The following is an 11848-nucleotide window of genomic DNA, read 5'->3' on the forward strand; positions in this document are numbered from 1 at the left end:
TCGGCAGCGGTTGGTGAGTGCCCTGAGCGGATGATGGATAAGCAAGCTGTTCATGTGCAGATCACCTCTGTGGTGGCTGAGGCCTGATCGCCGAAGGGCTGGTTGCGCAGCACGGTTGCTGAAGCGATTGTCGCCTGTCCGTCCTGTCCGATCAGTTGATAAAGCGGGAACTTTTTCTGATAGCTCATCCGCACTGTATAGAGCACAACGTCGCGCGCACCGCCGACGCCCGAGCGGCCGAGGTCCGAATCCCAGATGCCGTTACCGTTCTCGTCAGTAAAGCATTCGCCTGCATCGCGGATGCCATTGTCGTTGGTGTCTTCGAACTCTTCGGGCAGGCCCACCTTGGCAAAATCACGATAGTTGCGACGTTCATAAGCGAATGAAGCATTGTTCGCGAGCGGGCCAAGATTTTGGCGCACATTCGCATCGAGCGTCGCGACTGCCCCCCCGGCTGTTTCAAGCGCGGAATCGCGCCCCGCCTTTTGCACCGCGCCATCCAAAATGGCGCGCGCATAAACGTTATAGCCAAGATCGAACACGCCGAGCAGCAGCATGAGGAAGGTGGGGGCGATGAGGCCGAACTCGACCGCCGTCACTCCGCGCTTTTCAGCCCCGAGCGTTTTGACAAAGCCCATGCCGCGCGTCATTTGGTCAGCCTCAGTTCTGAAATCTGCTTGGCGATGTTCTGGAAGGCAGTGTTGAGCTGGCCGCTATCTGCTGCGGTAAAGGCGCTGCCACTGCTGGCGCAGGTTTGCAGATCGGTGGTCAGCGTGGTGCCGAAGGCGATCACCCACAGCCTGATCCCCTTGCCCTTGATCGCCTCGCAGATCGCGAGATAGCGGCGGCGCTGGCGTTCGAGCTGGGTCGGGTTGTTGCTGCCGCCGGTTACGCGCTGGTCGAGCATTTCGGTGCCATACATGCTGGCGACGAAATCATAGCTGGTCAGTTCACCATCGGTCATGAAGATCATATGCCGCCCGACGGTTCCGGCATTGCCTGGCGGTGCGTTGACGGTGCTTTGGAAAATACCTTGTGGTGACGCGAGCCGCGCCCCCCACAGCAGGCCGACATCATGATAGGTACCACCGACGGCAACCAGCGAGTTGACATAGTTCTGCACTTCGGTGCGTGCCATGGTGGCGAGCAGGCGCGACTTGGTCGGGCACGCGGTGGAACGGCCACCATCACGCCGATAGTAAACATCTTGCCAATAAGGCTTCCATTTGGTGATGTCGCTGTTGGGCACCATGTCGATGTTTAGATCATGGGCATTGCCGCTGCCATCCACAGTGATCCCGGTGCTGCCCGAATAGGCAATATTGCCGCCGGCAATCGTCTGGCGTTCCTCAATGCATCCGCCCCAGCGTGATGTCGACCCGTTCGTCTGGGTCGGCAGCAGCACAGCCGGGTTTGCGGTCTTGATCGAACGCAGCAGGTCATACGTGGGGTAGTTGCGCTGCAAATACTCCCAATAGGCAAAAGTTGCGCCCGCCTGCCATGTCGGCGATTGGGTGACGGTCGTCGTTTCACGGGTCCGCCGCCTCACGCACGACTTGTTGCCCCCCCCGCTCCAGCTGGGCGCCACTCCACCCCAGGTCCAGGGCGCGTAGGTCGTCGTCGTGTTGCCGGAAACAACAGGATTGGCTTCCGGGTCCGGGCGAAAATTCCAGCCGCCACCTTGGTCGAAATCCTGATTGTTGCCATAGCTTGTACATTTGGATCGGTTGATGTTGACGCCATAGGTCTGATAATCGACCTCGGTGGTTGTCGAGGTGACTTGCCAGATCGGGCGACGCGACTGATAGTCCCAGCTGTCTGCGACGTTGCCGCCACTCAGCCACTGCGGGTTGGTGTCATACAGCAGCTCACCCACGTTGACGTTGGTCGAATAGGGCACGAATGAATAACGGATACGCGTGTTGCTGCCCACCGCCGCGCCTGCCAGCGTGTCGTAAAAATCCATCACCGAATTGCGCAGCGATGTGATCTTGACGATCGAACCGCCACTGCCAGTCGGAATGGAGTCATTCATCGATCCGGTCACGTCGAGCACGAAGGTGACATCGGAATTGCTGACGTTGAGTTCCGCCTCGCATTCGACCTCGATGGGGATGGACTCTTTACCGAAGATTCCCATGATCGTTGTGGGAACAACTGTTGAGGCGGTGCCAACCACGCGGCTGCTGCCCGACGGGTTGGTGGTGTTGAACACCACATCGGTGCTTTCGTTGTAGCCTTCCTTGAAGTTGATATCAAAAAAGTCCTGCGCTTGTGCCTGTGCCGCCGTGCTGTAGTTTGTCTGCTGCATTGCGCGGCGACCCGCCAGCACCCCGGCATCGCACGCCTGTTGGATGCGGGACTTGACCATATACGCGCGGCTCATATCGACCGCGCCGCCGATCATCCCGGCCATCGGCAATATGCTGGCCGCAACAATCGGCAGGACATTGCCCGCTCTGGATGCCAGCAACCGATTGAACAACGGCCGTCGCAGCGCATGAGCGCGGCCCGTTGAAGCGATCGGCACGGCGTCTTGCCCGCTTGCGTTGTGCTGATATGTGCTGTTCATGCTGGCTAATGTCCCAATTCACGTATCCAGCGTTTTACGCGCGCAATGGTAAGCAGCCTTCCAAGGGAGTTGGTTATCGCCGCCTTAACCTCGTTCGAGGGCGGAAATCGGCTAGCTTGACGTTACATGTTGCCGCCTGAAATCCGAATTTCACCGCTGATTGGGCTGGTTAGCGCTTATGGCGATGCGTCCATGCAGTCATGGTGCGTGGCATTGTTTGCCTTCGATGCGCAGATGGCCTCGATTGTGCGCGGAGCGCGTGAACCGATGCTCGCGCAGATCCGGCTGCAGTGGTGGCTTGACGTCATGACGCAACCCGCAGCGTTGCGGCCCTCGGCCAATCCGGTGGTGGCAGGTCTGTTGCCGGCCGAAGCGGCAGGGGTTGATCTTACTGCGGCATTGGGGCCGGTGGTGCGCGGCTGGGAGGCGCTGCTGGCCCCGAACGATGCGGGCGCATGGCAGGCCTATGTCGAGGGCAGGGGGCAGCTGTTTACGGTGTTCGATCAACTGGCGGGCACAGGCGTGCGCGATACATCGCTGCGGCTGGGGCGCATTTGGGCGGCATGGTCATGGGTGCGCGAAGACGCTGGTGCTGCCGACGCGCAGCGCTTTGCCATCAGCGCCGATGATCTTGCCTGGCTGGCGAGCGTGCGGCTGCCGCGCAGATTGCGACCGCTCTCGATGCTTGGCCGCGCCGCTCTGCTTGACATCCGGCGCGCCAGATTTGATCTTCCGCCAGGCAGGCCCGCGCTATTTGCAGCCCTGGTCTGGCATGGGCTGACAGGGTGGTAACAGCGGTCTGCAGAGCGGGGGAAATGACATGGGGCGTGTTCTGTTGGGCGGGCTTGCCGCAATCGCCTTGTTGCTCGGGGGATTTTTCTTGATCCGTGCGCAGCAGCAGGATGACGCGCTGGCCAAGCTGACTGCGCCACCCCCGCCGCCCGATGAAGGCCTGCCCCTGGCCGATCCGGGTACGATGCGCGGTCCCGATCCGCCCGAGGTGACCGAACTCACCCGCGAGGAGCGCCGCTTTGCCCGGCATGACCGCAACCGCGACGGCATCATCACGCGCGAGGAGCTGCTCGCCAGCCGCACCAAGGCATTCAAGGCGCTGGACACAGATGGCAACAACCTGCTTACATTCGAAGAGTGGGCGGTCGCCACATCGCAGCGTTTCCTCAAGGCAGATGCCGATGGCGATGGTCGTCTGACGCCGCAGGAGTTTGCGACAACAAAACCTAAGAAAGCCCCCGCAGCTGCTTGTAAATGCTGACCTATTCTGCGGCAACCAGGAGGGATTGACAGGCGATCCAGCGCTGCAAGTCGGCACGCGCGCGCGATGTCAGCGCTTCCTTGCGCGCCTTTTTGTGGATTTTTCCCTCGGGCGGCGGAAACAGGCCGAAATTGACGTTCATCGGCTGAAACGCGCTCGCATCGGCGCCGCCGGTGATATGGCCGAGCAAGGCGCCCAGCGCGGTCGTCTGCGGCGGTGCATCAAGCCGTTCACCGCGCAGTTCTGACGCTGCGAACCGCCCTGCGAGCAAACCGATGCTGGCGCTTTCAACATAGCCCTCGCACCCGGTCATCTGCCCGGCAAAGCGAATGTGCGGCGCCTGCTTCAGCCGCAGCTGCGCATCGAGCAGGCGGGGCGAATTGATAAAGGTGTTACGGTGCAGTCCACCAAGCCGCGCGAACTCTGCCTTTTCCAGTCCAGGGATGGTGCGGAACAGCGCGACCTGCGCGGCATGCTTCAGCTTGGTCTGAAAACCGACCATGTTCCACAAGGTGCCCAGCTTGTTGTCCTGCCGCAACTGAACGACGGCATAGGCCCAGCGCCCGGTGCGCGGATTGTCCAGCCCCACCGGTTTCATCGGGCCAAAACGCAGCGTCTCTACCCCGCGCGCCGCCATGACCTCAATCGGCATGCAGCCTTCGAAATAGGGGGTATCTTTTTCCCATTGCTTGAACTCGGTCTTTTCGCCGTCGATCAATCCTTGGTGGAATGCAAGATACTGTTCCTTGTCCATCGGGCAGTTGATATAATCCTTGCCGTCGCCCTCCGGCCCCACCTTGTCCCAGCGGCTTGCCATCCAGCAGATGTCCATGTCGATGCTGTCGCGGTGAACAATGGGCGCAATCGCGTCAAAAAAAGCGAGAGCATCCTCGCCGGTGGCAGCGCCGATCGATTGTGCCAATGTCATCGCGGTCAGTGGGCCGGTGGCCACAATCGTCATGCCTTGATCGGGCAGGGCGTCAATCCGTTCGCGCGCGACGTGGATATTCGGGTGCTCGCTCAAAGCCCTGGTAACATATCCTGAGAAATGATCACGGTCGACGGCGAGCGCCGATCCGGCGGGAACCTTGGAAGATTCCGCTGCTGCCATGATCAGCGAGCCGAGCGTGCGCATCTCCTGATGCAGCAGGCCCACCGCATTGCGGTCCGCGTCGTCGGAGCGAAAGCTGTTGGAACAGACCAGCTCGGCAAGCCCGTCGGTCTGGTGCGCTGCTGTCATGTCGCCGCTGCCGCGCATTTCCGACAGGCGCACCTTGATGCCAGCCTCGGCGAGCTGCCATGCCGCCTCGGATCCGGCGAGCCCGCCACCGATGATGTGTACCTGATGTTGAAATTCTTGCGTCTTGGTCATGTCTTGCCCAATAGCGGCAAGTGTGCGCTTTGCACAGGGTCCAGCGTCTTGATTGCGACTGTGGAAGGCTGGACGGCGCCAAAACGGGGGCAGTGAACATGGTGGTCAAACGCGCGCTGGCAGACTCCCGGCCTTGGCTGCTGCTCAGCCTTATCGCCGGGATCAGCTATTATTTCCTGCGCGATAACAATATTCCGGGTCTCTATCTGATCATCTGGAAAGGGCTGGGCGTCGGCTTTCTGGCGGTGTTCGCCGTTGTGCGCCATCACTCGACGGATGGTCGCCTGATGGCCGCGATCATGGCCTTCGGGTCGCTGGGCGACATGTTGATTGAGATCGACATGATCTATGGCGCGGTGGCGTTCCTGATTGGCCATATCATCGCGATTGCCCTTTATCTGCGCCATCGCCGGGCGCGGCTTGCGTTCAGCCAACGGCTGTTTGCCATCGTAATGGTGCCCTGCGTGGTGCTGATCGCTTGGGCGCTGCCGTTTGATCGCAGCGGCGGACCGGGCATCGCGATTTACACGCTGTTTCTTGGTGCCATGGCAGCGATGGCGTGGACCAGCAATTTCCCGCGCTACCGGGTCGGCACGGGCGCCTTGCTGTTTGTGATCTCAGACCTGCTGATTTTTGCACGGCTGGGGCCACTTGATGGCTCTGTGTTGCCCGACTTGCTGATTTGGCCGACCTATTATTTTGGCCAGTTCCTGATCTGCACCGGTGTCATCCTGACGCTGCGTCATAAGGACCCAAGAGTCGCGGCTTGATCAGCAACCGCGCAACTGTTATAACATTGGTATGAACAAGCCCCTCAAACTCATCAAGATCGGCAACTCCACCGGCGTCATTTTGCCGCAGGATTTGCTTGCGCATCTCAATCTCTCGCAGGGTGACGAAGTATCGGTCATAAAGCAGGCCGATGGCATTGCCTTGAAGTCGGTTGACCCGGAGTTTGACAAGCAGATGGAAAAGGCGCGAGGCATCATGTCGCAGTACAGCAACGCCCTTCGCGAACTGGCGAAATGAATGCGCGACTGGATATGGGTGCGACTGGATGTCGTGTTGGCCTTGCATGAAGAGCAAATTTCCAAGCACGGCGGCATCAGCGGCATCAGGGATGCGGGGCTGATTGAAAGCGCCTTGGCGCGTCCTCAAAACTTGGCAGCCTATGGCGACCCGGACGCTTCGGCGTTGGCCGCAGCTTACGCGTTCGGCTTGGCGCGAAATCATCCGTTTGCTGATGGCAACAAGCGCACGGCAGCTGTAACGATGTTGCTGTTTCTGGCACTCAACGATGTGGCGTTTGAGATCAGCGAGGCGGAATTGGTCGTGATGACGCTGGCACTGGCCGCTGGCGACCTCACCGAAGATGAGGTCGCCACGTGGTTGCGCGATCATATCGTCGCTTTGCTTTAAGGAGCGCAATTATTCCGGCTGTGCCTCTGTTTCAATTGCAGGCTCTTCACCCTCATGCTCATCCTCGGCAATGCGCGCCGCGCTAACGACGTGCTCGTTGTCGGCAACATTGAACAGCCGGACACCGGCGGAATTGCGACCGATCACCCGCATCGTCGACAGTCCGAGCCGGATCAGCTTGGCCTGATTGGTGACCAGCATCAGCTGGTCGCTCAGGTGGGCGGGGAAGCTGGCAAGCACCGGGCCGTTGCGGGCGATATTGTCGATATTGGTGATGCCCTGGCCACCGCGATTGGTGCGGCGATAGTCATAGGCCGAGGAGAGCTTGCCATAGCCGTTGGCGCACACGGTGAGGATGAACTGTTCGGCTGCCGCAAACTCGGCGACCCGTTCAGGCGGCAGCGTGGGTTCCGCCTCATTGCCTTTCCAGGGTGCCGCACGCAGATAATCGTCGCGTTCCTCGGTCGTGGCAGCGAAGCCACCCAGAATCGAGAGCGAGATCACCTCATCGCCGTTCTTCAGCGTCATCCCGCGCACTCCGGTGGATGTGCGGCTCTGAAATTCGCGCACATCGGTTGCGGCAAACCGGATTGCCTTGCCCTGTCTGGTCGCCAGCAGCACGTCATCGCCCTCGGTGAGCACCGCGACGCCGATCAGCCGGTCATCCGATCCCTCATCGAACCGCATCGCGATCTTGCCGTTGGTCGGCACGTTGGTGAAGGCGTCCATAGCGTTGCGCCGCACCGTGCCGTTGGCCGTCGCGAACATCACATGCAGGTCGGCCCAGCTCGCCTCGTCCTCGGGCAGGGCGAGTACCGTCTGGATCGTCTCGCCCGTCGCCAGCGGCAGCAGGTTGATCATCGGACGGCCGCGCGTTGCCGGGCCGCCTTCGGGCAGGCGCCAGACCTTCTTGCGATACACCTTGCCGTGGGTCGAAAAGAACAGCACCGGGGTGTGGGTCGAGGTGACGAACATGCTGGTCACCGCGTCTTCATCCTTGGTGGTCATGCCCGAACGGCCCTTGCCGCCGCGCGCCTGCGCTCGGAAAGCGTCGAGCGGGGTGCGCTTGATATAGCCCTGCAGGGTGACGGTGACGACCATCTCCTCGCGCTCGATCAGGTCTTCGTCCTCGATCCCGTCCCACGCGGGGGCGATCACCGACAGGCGTGGGGTGGCAAATTCATCGCGCACCGCGATCAGCTCGGCACGCAGCACGTCGTAAAGCTTCTGCCGGTCGCCCAATATTGCCAGATACTCTTCAATACTCGCAGCAAGCACCTTGAGTTCATTGCCGATTTCATCGCGGCCCAGCGCGGTGAGGCGGTGCAGACGCAGATCAAGAATGGCGCGCACCTGCAGGTCGCTGAGCCGGTAGATATCGCCCTCGACCTCGCCCTCGATGGCTTCCACCAGCCGGATATACTGCGCGATTTCAGCAATGGGCCATTCGCGCGCCAGCAGCGCAGCGCGCGCTTCTGCCGGGGAGGCGGAGCCCCGGATGATGCGCACCACCTCGTCCATGTTGGTGACCGCAACGACGAGGCCGAGCAAGATGTGCGCCCGGTCGCGCGCCTTGGCGAGCTCAAACTTGGTGCGCCGCGTGATGACCTGTTCGCGAAACTGGACGAACGCCTCGATAATGTCCTTGAGGGTAAGCACCTCTGGCCTGCCGCCACGAATGGCGAGCATGTTGGCCGGGAAGCTCGATTGTGCGGGGCTGTGCCGCCAAATCTGGTTAAGCACCACATCGGGCGTGGCATCGCGCTTGAGATCAATGACGATGCGCACGCCGTGGCGGTTGGATTCGTCGCGGATGTCGCTGACGCCCTCGATGCGCTTGTCCTTGGCCGCCTCTGCAAGCGTTTCGACGAGCGCGTTCTTGCCGACCTGATAGGGAATAGAGGTGAGCACGATCGAGCGGCGGTCGCCGCGACCTTCTTCGATTTCGTGGCGCGCGCGCATCATGATCGATCCGCGCCCCTTGGCATAAGCCGCGCGCGCGCCCGACTGGCCGAGGATCAACGGTGCGGTCGGAAAATCAGGACCGGGGATGATCTTCATCAGATCGTCGAGCTCGATTATCGGGTCGTCGATCCAGGCGAGGCAGCCATCGATGACCTCGCCAAGATTGTGCGGTGGCATGTTCGTCGCCATGCCGACCGCGATGCCACCTGCGCCATTGACCAGCAGGTTTGGGAAGCGCGCGGGCAGCACCTGAGGCTCTTCGCGCGAACCATCATAGTTCGGCATGAAATCGACGGTGTCTTTTTCAATGTCTTCCAGAAGCTTGAGCGCGACTTTGCCCAAACGTGCTTCGGTGTATCGCATCGATGCCGGCGCATCGGGGTCCATCGATCCGAAATTGCCCTGGCCGTCGATCAAAGGCACGCGCATCGCCCAGTCCTGCGACATGCGTGCGAGCGCCATATAAATCGAGCTGTCGCCGTGCGGGTGGTAATTACCCATCACGTCGCCGACGATCTTGGCGGACTTGCGATAGGGCTTGCCGGCGACAAAACCGCCCTCAAAGCTGGCGAACAGGATGCGACGGTGAACAGGCTTCAGACCATCGCGAACATCGGGCAAGGCGCGGCTGACGATCACCGACATGGCATAGTCGAGATAGCTCGACCGCATTTCATCGACGATGTCGATGCGTTCAATGTCGGAAGGATCCCGCGTTGCGGTGTCGTCGTTCATCTGTGCGCCTTTTATGCTTTTTTATGACGCTTTTGCGTCTAGGGCAGGGGGGGCGAAAAGGCCAGCAATTGCGGGCTTTTTGTCAGGTTTTTTCAACAGCTAAATCAGTTGCTTGGGGCACAATTCCGCTCAAGGTTTGATGCGCTGTCCATCCCAGGCGAATATCTGCCCCGAATCGCCGGGCGAGAGGCTATCCAGCACGCTCCACAACCGTTCACCGACATAATCGGGCGCGAACAGCTTGCCGTCTGACACCCGGCCCTGGAATGGCTTGCTGAGCGCAGTATCGACTGTGCCCGGATGTAGCGCCACAGCAATCGACTGATCATTGCTGCGCTGCCATTCGATCGCAATGTTGCGGATGGTCATGTGCAGCGCGGCCTTGGCGGCGCGGTAGCCATACCAGCCGCCCAGCCGGTTGTCCGATATGCTGCCCACCCGCGCGCCGATGGCGGCGAACAGGGCGGGCGCGCGTCTGGGGGTGAGCGGCAGGAAATGCTTGGCGACCAGCGCAGGGCCGATGGCGTTGACCGCGAAACTGCGGGCCATCCACGACGGATCCAGTTCTCGCAGCGCCTTTTCCGGCCCCTTGCTGCCATCGTGGAGCAATCCGGTCGCGACAATGATGGTTTTGACGCCAAGCCCCTGTGCCTTGATGCGCTGCGCCGCCGCAACGATGCTGGCTTCGTCTTCAATGTCGATATGCAGATCGCCAGCGCTGCTGCGGGCGAGCCGCACCACCTGTCGGCCCGATGCCTCGGCGCGGTCGGCAAGCGCCCTGCCGATACCGCCTGACGCGCCGATGATAACCGTGCACTCGCTCATGCGCGGACGAAGCGCCAGATTGTGTCGTCGCTCTTGTCGGGTACAAAGTGATAGCCGTCGCTGTCAAATCCCTTGAGCGCCTCCGGATCAGCAAACCGGTGCTCGCACAAGTATCGCGCCGCCATGCCGCGCGCACGCTTGGCATCGAAGCTGATGAATCGGGGTCCGTCGGGCCCGTCTTGACGAAAATCAGCGGTGACAACACGAATGCCGCGCTTGACCAGCCCCTTTTCAGCAGCGGCGAAATATTCCTGGCTGGCGAGATTGATCACCGTATCGCCGCCGCACGCGGCCAGATCATCGGCAATCGCGGCAGCGATCCTATCTCCCCAGAAACGCACCAATGACGTGTGGCGTGGTGCCCAGCGGGTGCCCATTTCAAGCCGGTAGGGGCGCATCGCATCGAGCGGGCGAAGCAGCCCGTAGAGGCCCGACAGTATCCGCAAATGATCTTGCGCATAGTTCAGCGCCGCTGGCTCAAGCGTGCGCGCCTGGAGCCCGGTGTAGACATCGCCGTTAAAGGCAAAGGCCGCCGGACGTTCGGGTTGATCGAAAAAGCTGCGAAACCGCCCATAATTCAGATCAACCAGCGCGTCGGACACCGGCATGATCTGCTTGAGACGGGCCTTTGACAGACGCGCGGCGGAACGCACCAGCGTTGCACTCTGTTCGGCAAAGCGCGGCGTGCTGGCAGTGACGGCTGGGAGAGGCGAATCGAAATCGAGCGACTTTGCGGGGGATACGAGAATGATCATACATGCCAGCGCATAGCCGAGGCTTGATCAGCTTGCAAAGGCCCGGGTTTCCAGGCTCTGGCGAACCAAAAAGCGCCCTTTCGCACATGGAACCTGAAAGCCCGGTTGTCCGTTATTGTCCAAAGCATTAAGGACGGCTTCATCTGCCGTCAGCCACAGCTTGGCTTTCATGCGGTTTGCAACCGCCCAGAAATTACCGGAGGATTCCCAATGCAACGCAAGAACCGCACATTCAATTTCCCGATGACCCTTGCGATGGCGCTCGCGGTTACCGGAGTGGCCTCGATTACCCTGCCAATCGATCCGGCACAAGCTCAGCGCGTGGCAAAGAAGGATAAGAATGCTGAAAAAGCGCCAGAGATGGAGCTTAGCAATGAGTTTCGGACGGCATTTTCTGCCGCACAGACAGCCTTTGCCGCTAACGACTTCGTGACCGCTGAAGCCAGGCTGAACGAAGCCACCGCGATTGCAGTGTCGGGCGATGAGAAAAATCTTACCGGCAAGATGATGCTGCAGATCGGACTGAAGACCTCGAATGATGCCATGCAAATCAAGGGGCTTGAACTGGCTCTGTCCAGCGGCAAGACGACTCCTGAGGAATCCCGCACATACAACAGCTTCGTGGGTGAAAAGGCACTGCTCGCCAATGATTTCCCTAAAGCTCGGCAGTATCTAAAGCAGGCTATTGACGCTGGCCAGAGCAACCCTGTCAACCTGTTCCAGCTGGCCGAGGCGCATTTTGGTGAAGCGATTGCGAAATCCGGGGGTCGTAACATCAGTCCTGAAAACACCGCGATTGCCGCGCAGGGCCTTCCCTTTCTGAAGCAGGCTGTGGAAGGCCAGTTGGCGGGTGACCGTCAATATGCTGGTACTTGGGCAAAGCGCGGCTTCCAGATTGCGCGCGCCACCAAGTCTGACCCAACTGCCTGGGC

The 11848-nt window shown here is 60.6% G+C and carries 12 protein-coding genes; 6 read left to right on the top strand and 6 right to left on the bottom strand.

What is annotated here, in order from left to right; all coding sequences use genetic code 11:
• Positions 1–50: 50 nt before the first annotated feature.
• Entirely contained in the window at positions 51–638 is a 588-nt protein-coding gene (locus ACEW8G_RS03955) for a TadE/TadG family type IV pilus assembly protein (RefSeq protein WP_373487148.1), read from the bottom strand.
• Between the two features lie 8 nt (positions 639–646).
• Positions 647–2572 carry a pilus assembly protein gene (locus tag ACEW8G_RS03960; protein ID WP_373487149.1) on the bottom strand — a complete coding sequence of 642 codons (1926 nt, stop codon included), beginning with the start codon at positions 2570–2572 and terminating at the stop codon, positions 647–649.
• 207 nt (positions 2573–2779) lie between these two features.
• Between ACEW8G_RS03960 and ACEW8G_RS03965 the strand changes: the two genes are divergently transcribed.
• Positions 2780–3364: a hypothetical protein gene (locus ACEW8G_RS03965; protein ID WP_373487150.1), complete on the top strand. Its 585-nt coding sequence runs from the start codon at positions 2780–2782 to the stop codon at positions 3362–3364.
• A gap of 28 nt (positions 3365–3392) precedes the next feature.
• Positions 3393–3845: an EF-hand domain-containing protein gene (locus ACEW8G_RS03970; protein WP_373487151.1), complete on the top strand. Its 453-nt coding sequence runs from the start codon at positions 3393–3395 to the stop codon at positions 3843–3845.
• 1 nt (position 3846) lies between these two features.
• Here the strand turns inward: ACEW8G_RS03970 and trmFO are convergent, their stop codons facing one another.
• Positions 3847–5217 carry a methylenetetrahydrofolate--tRNA-(uracil(54)-C(5))-methyltransferase (FADH(2)-oxidizing) TrmFO gene (gene trmFO, locus ACEW8G_RS03975; RefSeq protein WP_373487152.1) on the bottom strand — a complete coding sequence of 457 codons (1371 nt, stop codon included), beginning with the start codon at positions 5215–5217 and terminating at the stop codon, positions 3847–3849.
• A gap of 98 nt (positions 5218–5315) precedes the next feature.
• Between trmFO and ACEW8G_RS03980 the strand changes: the two genes are divergently transcribed.
• Genes ACEW8G_RS03980 through ACEW8G_RS03990 form a run of 3 tightly spaced genes read left to right on the top strand, consistent with a single transcriptional unit; the run spans position 5316 to position 6636 of the window.
• Positions 5316–5987, top strand: a complete 672-nt coding sequence (locus ACEW8G_RS03980) for a lysoplasmalogenase (protein ID WP_373487153.1) — start codon at positions 5316–5318, stop codon at positions 5985–5987.
• A 31-nt stretch (positions 5988–6018) separates the two neighbouring features.
• Positions 6019–6246, top strand: a complete 228-nt coding sequence (locus ACEW8G_RS03985) for an AbrB/MazE/SpoVT family DNA-binding domain-containing protein (RefSeq protein WP_373487154.1) — start codon at positions 6019–6021, stop codon at positions 6244–6246.
• Positions 6247–6636 carry a type II toxin-antitoxin system death-on-curing family toxin gene (locus ACEW8G_RS03990; protein ID WP_373487155.1) on the top strand — a complete coding sequence of 130 codons (390 nt, stop codon included), beginning with the start codon at positions 6247–6249 and terminating at the stop codon, positions 6634–6636.
• A gap of 9 nt (positions 6637–6645) precedes the next feature.
• Here the strand turns inward: ACEW8G_RS03990 and gyrA are convergent, their stop codons facing one another.
• From gyrA to ACEW8G_RS04005, 3 genes are all read right to left on the bottom strand, one after another.
• Positions 6646–9336, bottom strand: a complete 2691-nt coding sequence (gene gyrA / locus ACEW8G_RS03995) for a DNA gyrase subunit A (RefSeq protein ID WP_373487156.1) — start codon at positions 9334–9336, stop codon at positions 6646–6648.
• 129 nt (positions 9337–9465) lie between these two features.
• The gene (locus ACEW8G_RS04000) at positions 9466–10161 is read right to left on the bottom strand and encodes an SDR family NAD(P)-dependent oxidoreductase (protein ID WP_373487157.1); all 696 of its coding nucleotides are present in this window, start codon (positions 10159–10161) and stop codon (positions 9466–9468) included.
• On the bottom strand, positions 10158–10916 hold the full coding sequence (locus ACEW8G_RS04005) for a YaaA family protein (protein ID WP_373487158.1): 759 nt from the start codon (positions 10914–10916) through the stop codon (positions 10158–10160). Before ACEW8G_RS04005 ends, ACEW8G_RS04000 begins: the two co-directional genes overlap by 4 nt.
• A 105-nt stretch (positions 10917–11021) precedes the next feature.
• On the opposite strand from ACEW8G_RS04005, the gene ACEW8G_RS04010 reads away from it, so the two are divergent.
• On the top strand, positions 11022–11848 hold an 827-nt coding region (locus ACEW8G_RS04010; RefSeq protein WP_373487159.1), incomplete at its 3' end, for a hypothetical protein.

The sequence above is a fragment of the Blastomonas sp. genome (assembly GCF_041747255.1).
Lineage (GTDB): Bacteria > Pseudomonadota > Alphaproteobacteria > Sphingomonadales > Sphingomonadaceae > Blastomonas.